Source organism: Ahrensia marina (assembly GCF_042140245.1).
Lineage (GTDB): Bacteria > Pseudomonadota > Alphaproteobacteria > Rhizobiales > MH13 > MH13.
This window is the reverse complement of record NZ_CP159483.1, coordinates 1,897,119-1,916,354: the sequence shown is the minus strand read 5'-3', so window position 1 is coordinate 1,916,354 and position 19,236 is coordinate 1,897,119. Positions and strand designations below refer to the sequence as shown.

Sequence of the window (19,236 nt, the reverse complement as noted above, 5' to 3'; positions counted from 1 at the left end):
TTTACAGATCAACTGCTGCAAAGGGCGGTGCCGCATAACGGCATCGCCCTTTTTCATTGCCTTGACCAAAAGCAGCTAGAACTGCTCCTGCATCCGCCGCAGGCCAACCTGGCGGTCAGAGGCCTCCAACGCATCGGCAAGGGTCGTCACGCCCTTCGCTTCCAGCAACGGTAGAAGCTTCAGAAAAACCTCACCTGTGGCCAGCGCATCACCGAGCGCCGTGTGACGATCTTCTGGCGGCAATACCACACCAAAACGCTCTGACAGACCGTCCAAGGACAGGCTCTCATCACGGCCCAAAGCATGCGCAGCCAGAAGCAAGGTATCGAGCACCGGTTGGTTGAACTGCACACCAACCAGCCCCTCTTTAAGCGCCAAAAACTTCATGTCGAACGCCGCATTGTGAGCAATCAGCGCGCCTGGCCCAACGAAACCATGAAAGCGCGGCAGTGTTTCATCGATCTTCGGTGCATCGGCGACCATCGCATCGGTGATTCCATAAATCTTGGTGGATGCAGCTGGGATCGTGCGCTGCGGATTGACAAACTCGTTGAAGATTTCACCGCGCAACAAGCGTCCGTTGACGATGCGAACCGCGCCAATGGAAATGATCTCATCGCCTTTCGATGGCTCAAGGCCAGTCGTTTCCGTATCGAACACAACGCTGGTCAAAGCGCGAAGGGGCTGCTTGTCCAACGCACTGGCATGGGGCCGGTGCAACAGGTCAAAGTCGTAGAATTCACGTCGCGCCTGTGCGGGCGTGAAGGAACGCTCGGTGCGTTCATAGCGCTCAGCTGCCACCTTCAGCGGCAAGCGAAGCCGAGTGACTCCCTCCCCAATGTTCTCATCAATCTGAAAGCGTGTGCGATGCCGGTGAAGAATATCATCACCGGTAACCGGCCCAAGATCAGGCTCCAAACGCTCATTCAGCCAACCGGTCAATGCCGCCTCACTCACCGCGTCGCCTGCATACAGCAGGTCCACATAGGCAACACCGTCTGAGGCAAGCGTGGCGATCACGCGGAACTCGCGCACCTCAAAGTCGACCGCAATACGGTTGGCGATGCGGTCAAACAGATCGGTGATCGACGCACTGTCGCAGTGCAGCCAAACAGGATCACCCTCAACCGAAATGGTGAGGCTACGACCTTCGGAGTCGCGCTCGGCCACGCAGTGGAACAGCGTGGTGGAAAACACCGCACTCATGGGCCAAGCCCCGGTCAACACATCGAGGAGGAACGTATCAAGTCGCTCCACCTCCTCACTCACCGCCTGCATATCCGCTTTGAGGTCGGCAGCGTCCGCCTTGGCGGTCAAATCACCGAGCCGCGTGCGCAGATCATCTCGAATGTCAAAAAGCGCGCGCTCACGATAAAGCGCGGTGGAAAGAGCGTTTGTCACATCCTCAAAGGTCACGACATAGCCAACCGGCACCTCTCCAGCATCATCCATCATGAGCGACATGCGGCCCTTGATGGTGTGACGACCATCTACGGTCCCGGCGATCAGCATGATGCTGAGCCCATCGGCGTGATCGACATGCCGGCCTGAGGCGAAACGGGCTCGCAAACGCAAAAGCGCATGTCGAAAGGGTCGCTCTGCCAACGTTTCGAACAGGGGGCGATCAAGGCCCACCTCACCTGTAACGTGAAGAATCTCCAAGGCACGCGCGTTATAGAGCAACACCGTATGCTCCAGCGTGCAGATCAAAACACCATCGTGCAAATCCCGCAGCACAGTTTCCAAACGTCCACGAACTGCTGTTTCCCGCTGCTTGGCATCGTCCTGCCCGCTGGAAAGATGCGTTTCCAGCAGTTGGCTCACCTCACGCACCACGCCACCCAAAAGGCCCGGATCACGAAGCCCCGCGACTGCTGCCGCGCCTTCATCGGGAACGCGAGCAAGCGCGCCTTGCAAGCGCTGCGCAGGGGCAAAGGCTGTTGTCCGAACTTTGTTCATCAAAGCAAACAGCATCGCAATGAGACCAAGCGAGGCGAGCGCGGCAAGCGGCTCCAGCGTGCGATCCAATTGGCCATCACCAGCAAACGCCATGACGGCGGCAAGTGCGGTAACAATGATAGAAAGCGCCAAGACAGGCATGAACAGTTTGCGCGCTGCACGGCGCGGATCAAAGGATTGTGGAGCGTTCTTGCTCACGGCGGTCCTCCCACAGTCACCCAACAGGTGTCACCGGTGTGTCAGGCCGCCATGTTCGTTCTTATGCGTGGCTTAGCCCGTTGAAGGCAGCAGGCTAAGCACAGCCTGCAGCTCCTTCCTTGATCCTAGCCAAATGCAAAGGGCCCGCAGCCCTATCCTTCCGTCGAAGAGTAAGGGCAGCTAGGAGGAGGTTTGCGGGCTGTGGCGCGCGCAGGCCGCAGCGATCAGCGGATCATCCAATCCGGCGGCAATCCAGTCGCCATTCACGGGCATGCCGTTTTCATCCAGCTCGGTATCATCCCCCAAGAGCACCCGCTCACCATCCTGACAGTTGATGATGTTGGTGGCGATCAGGGCCGGTGAAAAGCGTTCCATCAGGATCACATCCACCAGCACCATGTTTTCCAAATCAGGGTTGGTCCGCGCCGTGGTGTGGTCGATGGCCACAAAACGGTTCACGCGTGGAATGAGATACGTCCAGGGCTGATAAAAGACTGAGTAGTCGAATGTCTGCACCACCTCGATCTCTTCAGGCAGGTTGGAGCGAACCTGATCGTACCAGCTGTACTCAATGTGAACCGTCAGCAAGATCATACCCAAACCGCCAACAGCTGGATACATCCAGCGTGGCAGCTTCAGCCGAAACAGTTTGGAGACGATCAACAGCATGGCGGCAAGACCGATGCCGCCAGCGATTGCGCCGATGTAACCTAGGAACATGAATGCCTTCCGGGCAAAACGGAAACAGAAACCAGCGCTCCGTTTAGCCTGTGACGGGTCACTTCACCAGCCCAGCCTTTGGACGACACGTGCCGATGCCTCATTGCACGCCGCGCGCTTGCTAACCGCCCGCGCTGCGCCCATGACCAAGCGCTGACTGCAAGCCTTTGATCACCCCAAACGCATCTTTCAAATGGTTGCGTTCAAAGGAGGAAAGCCGCGAAGGTGCAAGGAAGTTATCAGGCTTCTCGCCATCACGTATCTGCCGCGCTTGGTGACGCAGACGCATCGTGGAAATGAGGTCATAAGCATCGATAAGATCGCTTGCACCAGACTTAGAGAGGGTACCTGCCTCGCGCGCCGCCTCCAACCGTTCGCGGGTGTTCACCGCACCGATGGCGCCCTCCAGCGCGTACATGCGCGCCAGATCAACAATCGGCACAACGCCATTGTGTTTCAGATCTACGGTGTCCTTATGCTCGCCTGATTTGATCAGGGCAAAGCCGCGGAAGAGACCCAGCGGCGGCGTGTGCTTCAGCGAGTTGGCCGCCATGTGCGCCCGGAAGATCGAGTTCTTGGAGGCAAGATCGAGTGTCGTTTCCTGCAAACCATCAAACAAGCTCATCTGGCCATGAATGGCCCGCAGATCGAACATCACAGAGGCAAGCATCTGCGCCATGGGGTCGGGCTTGCGCACCCAGTTTTCAAAGTAGCCGCGCCAGACACTCACCGGTTGGCGCCAGCGATCGTTCGTCGCCATCATATCGCCAGGGCAATAGAAATAGCCCGCCTCATCCAACCCATCCGACACGAACTGCGCCATGTCTTTGAAATAGCCATCGTGAGACGACGGCTCGAAATCATCGTGCAGGATCAAGCAATTATCCTGGTCAGACACACCCGTCTGCTCGCGCCGCCCCTGACTACCGCACGCAAGCCAGAGATAGGGCACAGGCGCTGGGCCGAACGTCTCTTCTGCCATTTCCAACAGGCGCGTGGTCAACGCATCGGTCAGAGAGGTCATAACTCTACCGATCTCATGCGGCGGCACGCCTGAGCCGACCAACTGGACAAGCAAAGCAGGCGCCTGTTCGATCACATCAGCGAGCTTGGCGGTGTCGGAGAGGCGGCGAATATCACCGATCATATAGACCGCAGAAACTTGCTGTCGCCGCACCAAATTGGTGCGGGTGATGATCCCAACCGGGTTACCATCCTCCGCAATGGGCAGATGGCCAATGCCCTTGCTGCTCATCGCAAGCATCGCGTCAAAGCCAGACGCATCCGGCGCAAACGCCATGGGATTGGCGGTCATCACCTCATCAACCAGGATTCTTGGATCGCGCGCCTGCGCCACAACGCGGCCAGTGATATCGCCTGTGGTGAGCAGGCCAACAAGCTTTCCATCATCGACCACCAGCACGCAGGAGATGTGCTTGTCCGCCATAATGCTGGCCGCGTCCTGCACCGGCGTGCCGAGCGGTACGGTGATAGGGTTTGGCGTCATCAAATCGCGCAGCGCAATGCCAACCAGGCTAGCATCGGCATTGGGTGCCTGCTCGGCCTGTTTGGGCAAGAACCGTCCGAAAAAGGCTTTAAATGGAGCGCTTGCCTCAACCAGCTCCATGAAGGTGGCGGCGGCAACGGTATAGACCGATACATCGCCACGCGCCCGCGCCGACTGGTTGGCCACGCCATCATTGAACAAAGCCCGCGAACCAAAGCTGTCCCCACCATGGACTTGGCTGATCACGTCTCCATCCGGCGAGAGCAGATCGACCTCACCTCGCGCCACGATCCGCAGCGCATCCACATCCTGCCCAAAGCCGAAAATGATTGTGCCATCGGCATAGGTCTCCACGCCCACGCCATCGAGCAACTGTGCCATGGCCTCCTCGGACAAGGAGTCAAACGGATGGTAGTTGCGCACAAAGTCAGGCGCATTGGCGAGGGTCACATCCATGGGAAATCCTTGGCATCACAGGCAGCGTGTCAGCAAATCAGCATGCTGACCATGCGCTTGGCAGGCGGCGAGGCCAATTGGGCAAAGCCCTTAAAAACAGGCGCAAATAGAGCTCATACGCCAAAGAAAAACGGGCCCCGCGCAAGCGGGACCCGTCAAAGTGTGTGTTGGATTGCCAGGACTTAGTGGTCCACAGCAGCCCCGGCGCCACGTGGGTAGCGTACCGATTCCACCAGTGCCTGAATGTGCTCTGGCGGAGCCGACGTTGCACGCGATACCAGGAACGCAGCAGCAAAGTTGAACACTGCACCGATTGGCCCGAAGTGGGTTGGTGGAATGCCAAACAGATACTGCGAGCTGTCCAGTGTGGCTGTGCCCGGAATGAAGAACCAACCGAGGAACAGGAAGAGGTAGAGACAGGTCGAGATAAGACCGGCCAACATACCTGCGATCGCCCCGGCGGAGTTCATCCGCTTGGAGAAGATCCCCATCATCAGCGTTGGGAACAGCGTTGCAGCAGCAAGACCGAACGCTAGCGCAACCACCTGTGCCGCAAATCCTGGTGGATTGAGACCAAGATAGACTGCCACACAGATGGCAACCGCCATCGAGATACGTGCTGCGAGCAGCTCGCCCTTCTCTGAAATGTCCGGCTTAAACACCGACTTGATCAGATCGTGCGAAATGGCCGAGGAGATTGCAAGCAGCAAACCAGCCGCCGTCGAGAGCGCCGCGGCGATACCACCGGCAGCGATCAAGGCAATCACCCAGCCTGGCAGCTGTGCGATTTCCGGGTTGGCAAGCACGAGAATGTCACGGTTAAAGGTGACAAGCTCATTGCCTTCCCAGCCGCGCTCGGCAGCCAGTTCAGCCATATCTGGGTTGGCATCATTGTAGTACTGAATGCGGCCATCACCATTCTTGTCTTCGACACCCAAAAGGCCAGTGACCTGCCAGGTTTCGAACCAATCAGGCAACTCGTCGACAGCAACCGCTTCGCCTTCAATACCCGCCGGCCACATAGTGGTCGTGATGTTCAAGCGCGCCATCGCACCCACAGCTGGAGCGGTCAGGTAAAGAAGCGCAATGAACACCAAAGCCCAACCAGCCGATGTACGAGCATCAGCCACCTTAGGCACGGTGAAGAAGCGAATGATCACGTGTGGCAGACCAGCCGTACCGATCATCAGCGACAGGGTGTAGAGCGCCATCAACCAAGGATTGGTTGTTGCCGTGTATTCCCTGAAACCAAGATCGGTCAGAAGTCCGTCAAGCGTCACCAACAGATGCTGCCCAGCGCCCGCCTGGCCTTCAGCCATGGTCGAGAACAGGCCAAGACCTGGGATCGGGTTGCCCGTCAGGTTCAGCGAAATGAAGATTGCCGGAATGGTGTAGGCAATGATCAGCACGCAGTACTGTGCAACCTGGGTGTAGGTGATGCCCTTCATACCGCCGAGAACGGCGTACACGAAGACCACGAGACCAGCGGTGTAGAGACCAGCATCGATATCGATTTCCAGGAAGCGTGAGAAGGCAATGCCCGCGCCACGCATCTGACCGATCACATAGGTCACCGAGATCACAATAAGACAGATAACCGCCACAACGCGCGCAGCGTTGGAGTAGTATCGGTCGCCAACAAACTCAGGCACCGTGAACTTGCCGAACTTACGCAGGTAAGGGGCAAGCAGCATGGCCATCAGCACGTAGCCGCCGGTCCAGCCCATAAGGAACAAGGAGTTGTTGTAACCAACGAAGGCGATGAGACCCGCCATCGAAATAAAGGAAGCCGCCGACATCCAGTCAGCAGCGGTCGCCATACCATTGACGATCGGGTTCACACCGCGACCTGCGGCGTAGAACTCGCTTGTGGACGCAGCACGCGCCCAAAAAGCGATACCGAAGTAGAGGGCAAAGCTGGCCCCCACGACGATAAAGTTAAGTGTTGTTTGTGTCATAAGTGGCGCTCCCAGACCTACTCTTCATCCACGCCATGTTCACGGTCCAAAGCATTCATGCGGAACGCATAAAAGAAGATCAGAACCAGGAACACGAGGATGGAGCCCTGTTGGGCGAACCAAAAACCAAGATCGGTACCGCCAACGGCGATGCCGGAAATAAGTGGGCGAAGTAGGATCGCAAACCCAAATGAGGCAAGCGCCCATACCACCAAGCATATGCCAATCAGGCGAAGGTTCGCCTTCCAATAGGCAGTGTTATCGGAGTTGTCAGACAATACGCGTCCTCCCTAAAGACGTTTCCAGCCCTTGGATCGCTTCCCTCCCTCTGGAGACCCTCTCTGGAAAAAGGGGATCACCCAATGGGAACGACCCAAAGCTGGCGGGCAAAGTATCGGAACGTTTTGGATTCTTGAAGCGGGTACGTACGGACTACCCCCTATACTTCCGGGTAATCAACGAACGACGTCCACCCTTAGGATAAGACGCGAAAAATATTGAAATTTCAGATACTTATAAGAAAAACCTGGGGAAGTATTAACTGTGCAGCGCAGCAATATCATGCACTGCAACTTTGGTTGCCGGGGAAAAGCACGTAGCCACCCGCAAAGGCGGGCGGCTACGTCGAAGGGTCATCAAAGTGTTCCGATCAGCCCTGCATCGCCGGAATAATCGTATCGCCATAGCGCGCGATGATGTTCTCCTCATCGCCATTGTCCAGGTAGATGTTGAACTGGGTCACGCCAACGCTTTCTAGCTCTTGAAGCTTAGCGATGTGATCATCCACTGAACCAAGAACAGCAAAGCCATCGATGATGTCATCTGTGATGAAATCAAGGTATGGGTTGTCGCTCTGGCCGTGCTTGGAATAGTCGTAGCCGCGCCGCTTCTCCACATAGGCCGTCAGACTCTGCGGGACGAGATCGGTATCTGCACCGTACTTCTCCACAATGTCGGCAACGTGGTTGCCAACCATGGCCGGGAACCATTTGGTCGCTTCACGCGCTTCCACAATGTCGCCGATGTAAGCAGGTGCAGCAGACATGACCTTGAACTTCGACATGTCTCGGCCTGCCTCTTTGCCCGCGGCAATCGCCTGATCAGCCAACCACTTGCAGATGCCAGGCTCGGCGATTTGTAGGATCAAACCGTCACCCACCGTACCGGCTGATTTCAATGCCATCGGCCCATAGGCCGCCACCCAAGCGGGCAGCTCATAGCCTGTTGCCCATGGAAACTGGATGGGTGCCGGCACATCGCCATAGGTCACCTCTTCACCACGCACCATGGCCTGAACTTTGGTGATGAACTCTTCGAGCACGGCAAGCTTGGCAGGCTTCTTGCCCATCACGCGCACAGCGCTGTCACCACGCCCAACGCCGATGTCGAACCGGCCGCTAGACTGTTTGGCGAGCGAACCAAACATCGACGCCGCCAAGGACCAATCACGGGTGTTGGGGTTGGTCACGCAGGGGCCAAACCGCATGTTCTTGGTGTGCTCCATGCACATGGCCATGGCTGAAAAGCTTTCGCGCCACAGAATGTGGCTGTCATAGAACCAGCAATAGGTGAAGCCAGCGTTCTCTGCTTGGCGCACCAGAGCACGCGCACGGTCGGGCTCCACAAAGCCCTTAAATGTGATCCCAAATTCCATCGGTTTATCCCCTCAGTGTTGTTTGAAGTCAGTGAAGCTTAATGGGAAGGCGGCCAGATCTTCACGCCGGCGTGGGTGAACGGCACCTGCTTGGAAATGTTGATGCGGATGAGAATGGGCGTGATCGCCTCAATGCAGCGTGCAGCACTCGCCCCACCGGCATTGTAGGCTTCGACACCCAGCTTTTTCACCAGCGCCATCACCTCTTTGCGGGCATCCAAAGAGTTGCCGCAGACAAGGATGTCGCAATTGATATCCCAATCGAGGTTGTTGAGCGTCGCCGCTGAAACATTATGCAAAGCGCCGATCACGGGAATGTCGTCACCCAGAATGGCCTGCGCCGCCTCGGTAGCAGACCCTTCAGGCGGCATCTCCACGATCTTCGGATCATTGGGTGCAAGCGGCACGACGATATCGACCAAAACCTTGCCAGCAAGGCCACCCTTGATCTGTTCCAGCGTGGCGTTGTGCCCGGCATAAGGCACAGACAGGATCACAATACGATCAGCGGCAGCGACCGCATCATCATTGCTATGGCCGGTGATCGCCGCAGCATCACCGCCAAGCTGTGCCGACAACTCACCTGCGATTTCAGCAGCGCGTCCACCATCGCGTGAGCCAATGGCCACGGGCACGCCCGCACGGGCAAACCGCAAGGCCAACCCCTTGCCCTGAGGGCCAGTGCCCCCAACAATTGCAATCGTCATCGAAACATATCCTCGCTTTGCGCGCGTATCAGGTCAGTCCCCCGCGCATCATCTGTTGATGGCCAATCAAGGCCTCGAAAAAGCACAACCGGCGTTTGCGCCGCTTTGCCGATCACCAGACCAGATGCCGCCGCCACCTCATCGGCAAAAGCAGGCTCGGTCACTTTCAGCTCGCGCCCGCGGGCATCGTGTCCACCGGCTTCATTGATCCGTGCTGGTACACCCGCCAAGCCAATAGCCACATTCACCTGGCCAAGCCGCCAAGGCCTGCCAAACGTGTCGGTGATGATAACGCCGATTTCGGCACCAAAGCGCGCTTGGAGCGCATCTCGCATCGCTTGCGCGCTGGCGTCAGGGTCTTTGGGCAGCAAGATCACTTCATCCGAACCACCGGTGTTGCTTTCATCCACGGCCGCATTGGCCGAGATCAGCCCCAGCCGGTGCTCGCAGATCATGGTGCCTTCGGTCGCGTGCGGGTGCTTGAAAGCGCGCACAACGCGCGTGCTTTCATCAAGCACGGCCTGCACTTTGCGCGGGTCTTTGGAAAGCTCCTCGCCATACCGCAGAGCCTCCTCACCCGGCGTGATATCTGCCAGCCGACGCACCTGTCCCTCAGCTTTGGAGACGATCTTATGAGCAAGGGTGAGGACATCACCATCGCCCAGCGCCAGATCAGCAGCGACAAGCGCATCGCCGATCAGGCCGTCGAGATCGTCGCCTGCTTGCACTTCTGGAATACCAGGAACGGATAGGATCTCCGCACGCCTCATCCGGAAGCCTCCTTGCCGAAAGCACCCAGAGAACGATCGAGCCCGCGCGTAAGACGCGCACCAAGATCAGACGAGCGGTCCACATCATAGAGAAGGCTTGGCAGGGGCATCAGCAAACAGGAAAGGCCAGCACCTTCGGCATTGATCTGATGCGCTGCGCAGCTATCAGGCCCGTAGGCAAAAAGCATAGCATCAGGCGGGGTCACAAGAAGTGCGTTCGTTCCGCCATCATGGGCCGGGGCGATGGTGACGGAATTAGCCTCTCGCGGCGCGGCAAAGAGCGCTGATAAGTCTTCAAACGCAGGATCGGCTAGATCGCCGGGCAAGATGCAAACACTGGAAAACCGATGATGCGCGGCATAGTCCGCGCCCGCCTTAACAGCATCGTTGAGGCCACCACCTGGATCATCAAGCACCTGCACCCGGAATGGCAGACAAATCGCTGCAATGGCCTGCGAATTCGTGACAACAGCAATGTGAAGATCCTGATCAAGCATCTTCAGAACCCGCAGGGTTTGCCGGAACAAAGTGCGGGTCAAAGCAGCACGCGTTTTGGCGGGCAGCGTGTCGCCCAACCGGGTTTTGGCCTCTCCTGGATCTTTCATCGGGATGATGACACAAAGGGATGCGTTCGTTTCGCTCACAGCATCACCTCCAGCAGATATGCAGCAACCTCTCGCTTGCGCTCAAGCGTCGGCATCAAGATATCGGTCGATGACACCTCCATGCCCAACGCTTCGATATCGCTTTGCAACTCGGCATCTTGAGTGTCGATCACCAGCGTGTCGACCAGCCCTTGATAGTGGCGCGCGACGCCGAGTGCCGAGGCTTCTAGACCCAGACTCTCCATCATCCGCGACGCGGGGCCTTTCACGGTTTTTCCGGCAATCAGTGGGCTAACCGCGATCACTGACGCGGGGGCTTCCACCACCGCATCATGCACACCGGGGATGGCGAGGATCGGGTCGATGCTCACCAACGGGTTGGACGGGGCGAACACAATAAGATCAGCCTTTTCAAGGGCATCCAAGGCTTCGGGCGTCGGCTTAGCGAATTCCACGCCCTCAAACCAGATCTCCTGAACCTCGGGTTTGCACTTTTCGCGCACGAAGTATTCCTGAAAACTCAGTGGGCCAATATCGGTGACCAGCCGCGTTTGCATCCAATCGTCGGTTGGCAGAACGATGGTTGGTTTGACGCCAAAAGCTTTAGCAATGTGGCGGGCGATATCGCTGGGCCGATCCCCTTCATGGCGGCGCATGGTGCGATAAATGTGCAGGCCAAGGTCTTTGTCGCCCAACGTCATCCAGGTGTGTTCGCCGAGCGCTTCCAAAACACCCAGCGCCCGCAATCCTTCGTCGGCCACACCCCAGCCTTGGCTGCGATCAATCATGCCGGCCAGCGTATAGGTCACCGTGTCGATATCGGGGGACACCCAAAGCCCGTGAAACTGTTCATCATCGGCGATATTGCCGATGATTGTCAGCTCAACATCGTCCAACGCGGCCAAACCCTCAGCCATCTTGGCGCCACCGACACCACCGGCAAGAAGCGTCACTCTAGGCACGCTTGCGCTCGCTTTTCTCAAGAAACGCCAGAGGGTTAGAACCCTTACGGTCCACAAGCGGAGCTTGCATGTCCGGATCCAACTCCGCGAAATCTCGCACCATTCCGTAAAGGGTATTCCGCTGAACAGGCACCCGACCTGCAGAGCGGATGATATGGACCATCTCGTGAGCCGTTACCTCCTGGCCATTCTTCGCACCGGCGGCTCTAGAGATGCTTTCATTCATCAAGGTGCCGCCCAAATCATTCACCCCGCAGCCAAGCATCGCCTGCGCCATTTCAGGCCCAAGCTTTGTCCACGAAACCTGGATGTTATCGATGTATCCATGCAGCATGATCCGCGAGACCGCGTGCATCAGAACAACCTCCTCACGGGTCGGCCCAGGACGAACAGCAGACGGGTCTTTCAGGTAAAGCGGCGCATCCTCGTGCACGAAAGACAGCGGCACAAATTCGGTGAAACCAGCGAGCGGACGATCCGGCGGACCGTCTGCTGTTTTTGGCGGACCAGTCTGCAGACCGTCCGCCCGGTGACGCGGACTAACACGTGCAATCTGCCGCAAACGCTCCAAATGATCCGCCCAATGATTTGGCCCATCCACATGGCCGTACATAATTGTTGCGGTCGTCGGAATACCAACCTGATGAGCGGTGGAAATGATCTCCACCCACTCATCGGTGGTCAGCTTATCGCGGGTCAGAACTTTGCGGATTTCAGTGTCCAAAATCTCCGCTGCCGTGCCTGGCATCGAGCCTAATCCGCAGGCTTTGAGATCAGCCAGAAAGTCAGCGATGCTCATGCCGGTCTTTTTCACGCCATACCAAATCTCAAACGGCGAGAAGGCATGGATGTGCATGTCCGGCAGCTCGGCTTTGATAGCGAGCAGGATATCGCGGTAGTGCGTGCCCTTCATTTTGGGGTGCAGACCGCCTTGAATACACACTTCCGTGGCGCCTCGATCCCATGCTTCGCGAGCACGGGCGACGACGGTGTCCAGCGAAAGAAACTCCGCGCCCTTATCCTCCATCCGCTTGGCAAAGCCGCAGAACTGGCAGCCCATGTAGCAGATGTTGGTGAAGTTGATGTTCCGATTGACGGCGAAGGTCACCCGATCACCGCACACCTGGCGGCGCAGCTGGTCGGCGACGGCGACCACCGCATCAAGATCAGAACCACGGGTGCGAAACAGCGCTTCGCCCTCATCGCGGCTGACCTCGTTGCCCGCCAAAGCTTTGTCGAGAATGGCCCGAATGGCCGATGAGGCAGGTTGCGGCAACAGCATCAGGCAGCACCCTCCAACACTTGCTCCAAAGCTTGAGATGCCGCTAGCCCATCCTGGCGTGTCATCGCCTGAGCGCGGGCGGCAATAGGCGACGCGACAAAGCCATCGGCCTGCAAATAGGCGGGATAAACGGTTAGGCGCTCCTGCAGGGTCAAGCCCTTGTCGGCACAGGCTTTGGCCAAGCCATCGAGCTGCGGCCAGGGGCGCTCAGGATTGATAAAGTCCCGCGTAACAGGCGAAATCCCACCCCAATCATTGATCCCGGCGTCGAGATAGACGGCATGGCGCGCTGACAGGTTCGGCGGGGCTTGCAAGCTGATCGAAGGGTCCAGCATCAGCCGCGCGGTGGCCAGCGTCAGCAGCATATCGTCCAGCGTGGGCTCGGGGTGATCGGCCATGGCGATGCCAGGCTTGGCTCGAAAATTCTGGATGATCACTTCTTGAATGTGCCCGTAACGCTGATGGGCTTCATTGATTGCCGCCAGTGCCTCGACGCGCTCCGCCCAAGTCTCACCAATCCCAATCAGAAGTCCGGTGGTGAACGGCACCTTGTTGCGACCAGCCGTTTTCAGCGTGCGCAGCCGCGCTTTGGGCGTTTTATCCGGGCATTGGTGGTGCGGCATACCCGGCTGCATCAGCCGGTTGGAAACAGTCTCCAGCATCATGCCCATGCTGGCGGAGACAGGTTTCAGCGTTTCGATCTCGTGGTCAGTCAATGTGCCGGCATTCACATGCGGCAGCAGGCTCGTCTCTTCCAGCACCAATGCGCACATGGCAGCCAGATAGTCGATCATGGAGGTATAGCCGAGCTTGGCCAGCGCCTCAGCGGCTTTTTCATAACGCTGCTCGGGCTTTTCACCCAGCGAGAAGAGCAGCTCCTTGCAGCCGGTCTCTTCACCCTTACGGGCCGTGGCAAGCACCTGATCTGGCGTCATGATGTAAGCGCCGGTATCATCAGGATGCTTGACGAAGGTGCAGTAGCCGCACGTGTCGCGGCACATGGTGGTCAGTGGGGCAAACACTTTGCGGGAGTAGGTGACCGTATCGCCCCAATGAGCAGACCGGATGGCAGAGGCCTGACGCGCAAGTTCGCGACGCAAGCTCTCGCCCGCTTCACCAAAGGCAACCGCCTCTCGAACACTGACCATACGGTCCTTTCCCCTCGTTCAAGCGCCTGCCTTCTGTGGGCAAAACCGCTTTGAAAGGAAAAGTAGACCATTTGGTCAAATTTTGGTCAAGGGGTTGTTGAGGCCCTGACCGATATGGAATTGGCCTAGTGTCATATAGATGCCCACACTAGACCTTACGAAAAACATGCAATTGGGTGTCTCTGAGACGGGATTGATGACTTACAAGCGAAAAACGCACCGAGCCTCGTGTCATTGCGGTTCCGTTACCTTTGAAGTGCGACTGGCTGATGAGTTTAACACCATCCGAAGGTGCAAATGTTCTTACTGCACAATGCGTGGTGCAGTTGCCGTTTCAGCCCGTTTGGAGGACATACGATTTCTCAAAGGCGAGGAGTTGCTCACCCTATATCAATTCAACACAAAAACGGCTCGGCATTACTTTTGTTCGGTTTGCGGCGTCTATACGCACCACCAAAGACGCTCTAACCCGACCCAATTTGGGGTCAACGTATCCGTTATTGACGGCGTGAGCCCTTTTGATTTTCCAGAAGTGGTCGTCCTGGATGGCATCAACCACCCGACAGACGAAGAGTCCGGTCCGCGAGTGGCTGGTTACCTCCGATACAGCCGTAGCGAATAAGTTCAGGACGGTGTCGGCACCTACCATCTACTGTTATGCCCGGTAAGCGTTCAACATACTGAACGCAGAGTCGCTGGATGGCCGGATCAAGTCCGGCCATGACGACAGAGCTTGTCGAAACCCCAATCGTCATCCTCGGGCCTGTCCCGAGGATCCATTCCAATGGACGCGGCAACCATCGATGATGCCGGATCAGCCTCAGGCATGGACCCCAACTCAAGGCTGAGATGAAGTCCGTCGCGTGGAGATCAGCTGTGTGGGGTGAGTACCCGCTTCGATCCGCTTAAGCTGAGGCCTTCTGCGCCTCGCGCGCCTGCGCCCGCTCCATGTTAACCCGGACTTTGGCCAGCGCCGCATCCCCGCCACGTGTCTTAGAGATCATGTCCAGATCATCAAACGCGTCCAGCTCCACCGGCTTGGTGGCAAGATCCACATAGTCACGGCGGTTTTTGTCGTGCTTGATCCGCCAATAATCGGGAAACACCGAGGCGAGCAGCCCCAGCCAGCGGGCCTGGCTCGCGACCATCTGCCAGGCGATTTTCGGGTAGAAACGCCAAACCGGTTCAATCGGCAAACCTGGACGACGATCCAGCCGCGACCTGCGGCGGAAGAACCCTGACTCCAGCGGATGCACGCCCTCGATTTTCACCGATCCAGCAAAGATCAACATGAGCATCATGATGTTGGTCGGAGAGCGCCCCGTGGCCGCCATCCGACGCATGACGGTGGCCATGTGATCGGGCGAATAATAGCGATCCCAGGCATCGTGATAGGCCTTCTCCCACTCCTCATCGCTCATCTTGGAATGATGCGAGACCCGATGGTTCAGATCGTACTTGTTCATATCCGGGTCCATCCACTCGCCCCGGCTGTGCAGCACTTTGTGATCCTCTGAACCCGGCAACGGTGTCAGGAAGAAAAACTCCAAAAGATCAAGCGGCAGCTCACGCTTCACAATGTCGATGTCACGCATGATCAACTCGTAGGTATCGCCGGGAAAGCCGAGAATGTAGCCGGCATAAGTCGTCACCCGGCGCTCTTTCCAGGCTTGCAGCATCTCTCGATACTCTACGATGCGGTTCTGCTTTTTCTTCGCCGCCAGCAAATTGTCCGGGTTGATGTTCTCAAGGCCGATAAACACCCGGCTGACACCGGCCTGAGCAGCCTTATCGATAAATCCCTCGATCCGGTGGCAGAGCGTATCGACCTGGATGACGAATTTCACATTCATTCCGCGGTCTTGGCGCAGCTCGATCAGCCGGTCGAAGAACTGCTCCCAATCCTTGTTGCGAGCAAAATTGTCATCCGTGATGAAAAATCGGTCGATCCCTTGCGCGTAGTTCTCAACGATGATGCGTTCCAAATCATCGGCGGAGCGAAAGCGGGATTTACGCCCCTGCACATTGATGATGGTACAGAACGAGCATTGGAAAGGGCAGCCGCGCCCGAGATCGAACGAAGAGTGACTGCCCGCCGTGCGTCCAATATGTTTGGCTGGCAGGATCGGCACCGGCTGCCCGGTCATGTCCGGCAGATCGTTCATGAAATTGTAGAGCGACTGCAGCGTGCCGGAATTGGCGTGCTGCAAGATATCGTCAAAGCGCCGGTCTTCCGCCTCACCAGCAAAGATCGTGATGCCCATATCCAGCGCGGCCTGCACATCCGGCTGCATCTCATCAAGCATGGAAATACAGCCCGACGCGTGAAACCCCCCAATGGCGACCTGATAGCCCTGGTCACGAAACGGCTTGGCGATATCGCAGGCGCGCGGAAACTGGTTGCTCTGAACGCCCACCAGCGCAATGAGAGAGGCTGTTCGATCCTCCGGCAACCCGCGCATGATCCTGGCTGGGTTCACCCGTGCATTGGTTTCATCATAGGTGGAGAGGACGAGATCGGTGTCGTTCCCGAGAACCTTGCGGGCTTTGCAATCCTCGCCAAGCCCATTCAGCGCTGCCAGCGTGTTGGAAGGTATCAGCGATCGATACCACTGGATCACATAGCCATCATCATCGTAGTGCGATGGCTTGATCATCACCAAATGAAAGTCGCGTGCCATGCTTGCATCCCTTACACGCTGTGGTTGGGGTCAGGTCGCATATTACGTTAGGTAGCAAAGCACAGTCTTATGCACTTGGCGAATCCAGTCCGCCCTAGGGTCAAGACTCAGCCATGCTTGATAGCCCATGTCCGCAGAGTTCCCATCACAGCGCGCTTGGCTATAGGCTGGGCCATTCCTTGCGAGCCTGAGCTGTATGACCATCCCTCCTGATACTGAAACGCCACCAATTCACGATCTGGTCTGCGTCGGCGGGGCGGCGATCAACCGCAAATATCACGCTAAGGCGCGGCTCATCACCGGCACGTCCAACCCCAGCACCACCCATCAGACCTTTGGCGGCGTGGCGCGCAATGTGGCCGAAACGCTGGCACGGCTGCAAAAAACGGCTGGACTGGTGTCGCTGGTCGGCGATGACTCAGCAGGCAGGGCAATCCTACACCACCTGACAGAGCTGGGCGTGGATGCGCGCCAGACGACAGTCTCACCGACCCTCACAACCGCTGAGTATGTCGCCATCCTCGATGAAGACAACGAGCTGCACATTGGCATCGCCGCGATGGATGCCTTTGAAGCCATCACGCCGGACACGCTGGAAAACGCCTGGCCGCACATCGCAGAGAGCCGCTGGATCTTCGCCGATTGCAACCTGCCTGAAGCCACGTTGCACGCCTTGCTGCTTCACAAAGCAAAGACCAGCGCTCAGCTCGCGATCAACACCGTATCCGTACCCAAGGCCACCCGACTGCCAGAAAACCTGTCCGCCGTGGATGTGCTTTTCACCAACGCCGACGAAGCCCGCGCTATGCTGGGTGAAAGAACAGAAGCGCCAGAACGCCTCACTGAGATGCTGCACGCATGCGGCGCACAGGGTGTGGTCCTCACCCTAGGCGCCAGAGGCCATTTGATCGCTGATGAAACGGGCATCACGCATGTTTCAAGCCTGGATGCCGCACCGCTCGACGTCACCGGTGCGGGCGATGCGCTGATGTCCGGCACGCTCTATGGCCTCATGAACGGCCAATCCTTGGTGGACGCATCACGTCTCGGCGCCGTACTCGCCACTTTTACGCTTGAATCCGATCAGGATGTTCTGCCTGATCTCAGCCCTACGTGGCTGGACGCGCAAACCGAACGCCTGGCCCGCATCACCTCACGAAAGCTGCCCACACCATGACTTCCCAGCCCTTCAGCGCCCTCATCGATATCCACCCGACAGTTGCCGATGCTCTGGCAGAGGGCCGTCCGCTGGTAGCGCTGGAAAGCACCATCATCACCCATGGCATGCCCTACCCGCAGAACCTTGAGATGGCGCAAGCAGTGGAAGACATCATCGCAGAAGGCGGCGCGACGCCTGCTTTGATCGCGGTGGTGGAAGGTCGCATCAAGGTGGGTCTGAGCGATGAGGAACGCTCCGCCTTAGGCCAAACCAAAGATGCCCGCAAAGCGTCACGCGCTGACCTCGCCTTCGCCGTGTCCAGCGGCGAGAACGCCGGCACGACCGTGGCGGCCACGATGATGGTGGCGCACATGGAGGGCATCAAAGTGTTTGCCACCGGCGGCATTGGCGGCGTGCACCAGGGCGCGAGCGAGAGCTTCGACATCTCCGCCGACCTCATCGAACTGGGCCGCACCGGCGTGATCGTGGTCGCGGCTGGCGCCAAAGCCATCCTGGACATTCCAAAGACTCTTGAAGTGCTGGAAACGCAGGGCGTGCCAGTTGTCGGCTACCAAACGGACGTGATGCCCGCCTTTTGGTCGCGAACGTCCGATCTTCCCATTCCGCTGCGCATCGACAGCGCGCAAGAGATCGCCGCCTTTCAAAAAACCCGCGATCAACTTGGTGTGGACGGGGGGATGCTGGTCGCCAACCCAATTCCAACGTCCGATGAAATCTCGCAAGACGTGATGCAAGGCTACATCGCGCAGGCGCAAGCTGATCTTGAAAGCCAAGGCATCACCGGCAAAGCGGTCACCCCCTTTCTGCTCGCCCGCCTTTTGGAGCTGACCGACGGCAAAAGCCTCACCAGCAACATCGCGCTGGTGAAAAACAATGCTCGGCTCGCCACAGAGATCGCCAAAGCGCTGGCATGAGCGGTCTATCGCCCATCATCGACGATCTTAGCCGCCCTGCCCCGCAAGCGAGCAATGGCGCGAACTGGCAGTTCATCGCCGATGGGGTGATGGGCGGCGTGTCGCAAGGCGCCATGGCACGTGAGAGGGTGGCGGGGCGAGAGGCTTATCGCATGCGCGGGGCCGTCAGCTTGGAGAACAATGGCGGTTTCATCCAAATGGCGCTGGACTTGGCGCCCAATGGCGCAGCGGTAGACGCCAGCGTCTTTAACGGCATAGCCCTGGATGTTTTGGGCAATGATGAGACCTACAACCTGCACCTGCGCACAACCGACGTGACGCGCCCTTGGCAAAGCTATCGGCAAAGCTTCATCGCTGGACCGGAATGGGAAACGCACCACATCCCGTTTTCCGATTTCGTGCCACACCGGATCGAAACACCGCTCAACCCCGCCAAACTTCGCCGGATCGGCGTTCTGGCGATTGGACGCGCCTTTGATGCAGATGTAAGCGTCGGTGGCGTGCGGTTTTACTGATCGCCGTACGCGGCATCCTG

Annotated in this window: 17 protein-coding genes; 4 read left to right on the top strand and 13 right to left on the bottom strand. The window is 57.9% G+C overall.

Features of this window, described 5'->3' with window-relative positions; all coding sequences use genetic code 11:
• Positions 1–75: 75 nt before the first annotated feature.
• From ABWH92_RS09400 to cofG, 12 genes are all read right to left on the bottom strand, one after another.
• On the bottom strand, positions 76–2,157 hold the full coding sequence (locus ABWH92_RS09400) for an exonuclease domain-containing protein (RefSeq protein WP_375574144.1): 2,082 nt from the start codon (positions 2,155–2,157) through the stop codon (positions 76–78).
• A 180-nt stretch (positions 2,158–2,337) separates the two neighbouring features.
• The gene (locus tag ABWH92_RS09395) at positions 2,338–2,877 is read right to left on the bottom strand and encodes a hypothetical protein (RefSeq protein WP_375574143.1); all 540 of its coding nucleotides are present in this window, start codon (positions 2,875–2,877) and stop codon (positions 2,338–2,340) included.
• A gap of 121 nt (positions 2,878–2,998) precedes the next feature.
• Positions 2,999–4,840 carry a putative nucleotidyltransferase substrate binding domain-containing protein gene (locus ABWH92_RS09390; protein WP_375574142.1) on the bottom strand — a complete coding sequence of 614 codons (1,842 nt, stop codon included), beginning with the start codon at positions 4,838–4,840 and terminating at the stop codon, positions 2,999–3,001.
• A gap of 182 nt (positions 4,841–5,022) precedes the next feature.
• The gene (locus ABWH92_RS09385) at positions 5,023–6,798 is read right to left on the bottom strand and encodes a sodium:solute symporter family protein (RefSeq protein WP_375574141.1); all 1,776 of its coding nucleotides are present in this window, start codon (positions 6,796–6,798) and stop codon (positions 5,023–5,025) included.
• Positions 6,799–6,815: 17 nt separating this feature from the next.
• The gene (locus ABWH92_RS09380) at positions 6,816–7,076 is read right to left on the bottom strand and encodes a DUF4212 domain-containing protein (protein WP_375574140.1); all 261 of its coding nucleotides are present in this window, start codon (positions 7,074–7,076) and stop codon (positions 6,816–6,818) included.
• A 371-nt stretch (positions 7,077–7,447) separates the two neighbouring features.
• Positions 7,448–8,452 (bottom strand): TIGR03842 family LLM class F420-dependent oxidoreductase, encoded by a 1,005-nt coding sequence (locus ABWH92_RS09375; protein WP_375574139.1) that lies wholly within the window; start codon positions 8,450–8,452, stop codon positions 7,448–7,450.
• A 38-nt stretch (positions 8,453–8,490) separates the two neighbouring features.
• The gene (gene npdG / locus ABWH92_RS09370; protein WP_375574138.1) at positions 8,491–9,159 is read right to left on the bottom strand and encodes an NADPH-dependent F420 reductase; all 669 of its coding nucleotides are present in this window, start codon (positions 9,157–9,159) and stop codon (positions 8,491–8,493) included.
• The gene (gene cofE / locus ABWH92_RS09365) at positions 9,156–9,929 is read right to left on the bottom strand and encodes a coenzyme F420-0:L-glutamate ligase (RefSeq protein WP_375574137.1); all 774 of its coding nucleotides are present in this window, start codon (positions 9,927–9,929) and stop codon (positions 9,156–9,158) included. The genes npdG and cofE overlap by 4 nt, the downstream gene beginning before the upstream one ends.
• Positions 9,926–10,573, bottom strand: coding sequence for a 2-phospho-L-lactate guanylyltransferase (cofC, locus tag ABWH92_RS09360; RefSeq protein WP_375574136.1), 648 nt, complete (start codon positions 10,571–10,573; stop codon positions 9,926–9,928). Before cofC ends, cofE begins: the two co-directional genes overlap by 4 nt.
• Positions 10,570–11,487: a 2-phospho-L-lactate transferase gene (gene cofD / locus ABWH92_RS09355; RefSeq protein WP_375574135.1), complete on the bottom strand. Its 918-nt coding sequence runs from the start codon at positions 11,485–11,487 to the stop codon at positions 10,570–10,572. The genes cofC and cofD overlap by 4 nt, the downstream gene beginning before the upstream one ends.
• A 1-nt stretch (position 11,488) precedes the next feature.
• Positions 11,489–12,778 carry a 5-amino-6-(D-ribitylamino)uracil--L-tyrosine 4-hydroxyphenyl transferase CofH gene (cofH, locus tag ABWH92_RS09350; RefSeq protein ID WP_375574134.1) on the bottom strand — a complete coding sequence of 430 codons (1,290 nt, stop codon included), beginning with the start codon at positions 12,776–12,778 and terminating at the stop codon, positions 11,489–11,491.
• Positions 12,778–13,926, bottom strand: a complete 1,149-nt coding sequence (gene cofG / locus ABWH92_RS09345) for a 7,8-didemethyl-8-hydroxy-5-deazariboflavin synthase CofG (protein WP_375574133.1) — start codon at positions 13,924–13,926, stop codon at positions 12,778–12,780. The genes cofH and cofG overlap by 1 nt, the downstream gene beginning before the upstream one ends.
• A 196-nt stretch (positions 13,927–14,122) precedes the next feature.
• Between cofG and ABWH92_RS09340 the strand changes: the two genes are divergently transcribed.
• Positions 14,123–14,548: a GFA family protein gene (locus tag ABWH92_RS09340; RefSeq protein WP_375574226.1), complete on the top strand. Its 426-nt coding sequence runs from the start codon at positions 14,123–14,125 to the stop codon at positions 14,546–14,548.
• Positions 14,549–14,831: 283 nt separating this feature from the next.
• Here the strand turns inward: ABWH92_RS09340 and ABWH92_RS09335 are convergent, their stop codons facing one another.
• Positions 14,832–16,607: a B12-binding domain-containing radical SAM protein gene (locus ABWH92_RS09335; RefSeq protein ID WP_375574132.1), complete on the bottom strand. Its 1,776-nt coding sequence runs from the start codon at positions 16,605–16,607 to the stop codon at positions 14,832–14,834.
• Between the two features lie 196 nt (positions 16,608–16,803).
• Between ABWH92_RS09335 and ABWH92_RS09330 the strand changes: the two genes are divergently transcribed.
• From ABWH92_RS09330 to ABWH92_RS09320, 3 genes are read left to right on the top strand one after another with little or no spacing between them, the layout of a single operon-like run.
• A complete protein-coding gene (locus ABWH92_RS09330; protein ID WP_375574131.1) occupies positions 16,804–17,784 on the top strand; it encodes a carbohydrate kinase family protein in 981 nt (326 codons plus the stop codon).
• Positions 17,781–18,701: a pseudouridine-5'-phosphate glycosidase gene (locus ABWH92_RS09325; protein WP_375574130.1), complete on the top strand. Its 921-nt coding sequence runs from the start codon at positions 17,781–17,783 to the stop codon at positions 18,699–18,701. The genes ABWH92_RS09330 and ABWH92_RS09325 overlap by 4 nt, the downstream gene beginning before the upstream one ends.
• The gene (locus tag ABWH92_RS09320) at positions 18,698–19,216 is read left to right on the top strand and encodes a CIA30 family protein (RefSeq protein ID WP_375574129.1); all 519 of its coding nucleotides are present in this window, start codon (positions 18,698–18,700) and stop codon (positions 19,214–19,216) included. Before ABWH92_RS09325 ends, ABWH92_RS09320 begins: the two co-directional genes overlap by 4 nt.
• Positions 19,217–19,236 lie beyond the last annotated feature (20 nt).

Coding starts and splice junctions, on each gene's coding strand:
- ABWH92_RS09395 (WP_375574143.1), bottom strand. CDS start 2,877: ATGTTCCTAGGTTACATCGGCGCAATCGCTGGCGGCATCGGTCTTGCC.
- ABWH92_RS09390 (WP_375574142.1), bottom strand. CDS start 4,840: ATGGATGTGACCCTCGCCAATGCGCCTGACTTTGTGCGCAACTACCAT.
- ABWH92_RS09385 (WP_375574141.1), bottom strand. CDS start 6,798: ATGACACAAACAACACTTAACTTTATCGTCGTGGGGGCCAGCTTTGCC.
- ABWH92_RS09375 (WP_375574139.1), bottom strand. CDS start 8,452: ATGGAATTTGGGATCACATTTAAGGGCTTTGTGGAGCCCGACCGTGCG.
- npdG (WP_375574138.1), bottom strand. CDS start 9,159: ATGACGATTGCAATTGTTGGGGGCACTGGCCCTCAGGGCAAGGGGTTG.
- cofE (WP_375574137.1), bottom strand. CDS start 9,929: ATGAGGCGTGCGGAGATCCTATCCGTTCCTGGTATTCCAGAAGTGCAA.
- cofH (WP_375574134.1), bottom strand. CDS start 12,778: ATGCTGTTGCCGCAACCTGCCTCATCGGCCATTCGGGCCATTCTCGAC.
- cofG (WP_375574133.1), bottom strand. CDS start 13,926: ATGGTCAGTGTTCGAGAGGCGGTTGCCTTTGGTGAAGCGGGCGAGAGC.
- ABWH92_RS09340 (WP_375574226.1), top strand. CDS start 14,123: ATGACTTACAAGCGAAAAACGCACCGAGCCTCGTGTCATTGCGGTTCC.
- ABWH92_RS09335 (WP_375574132.1), bottom strand. CDS start 16,607: ATGGCACGCGACTTTCATTTGGTGATGATCAAGCCATCGCACTACGAT.
- ABWH92_RS09330 (WP_375574131.1), top strand. CDS start 16,804: ATGACCATCCCTCCTGATACTGAAACGCCACCAATTCACGATCTGGTC.
- ABWH92_RS09325 (WP_375574130.1), top strand. CDS start 17,781: ATGACTTCCCAGCCCTTCAGCGCCCTCATCGATATCCACCCGACAGTT.
- ABWH92_RS09320 (WP_375574129.1), top strand. CDS start 18,698: ATGAGCGGTCTATCGCCCATCATCGACGATCTTAGCCGCCCTGCCCCG.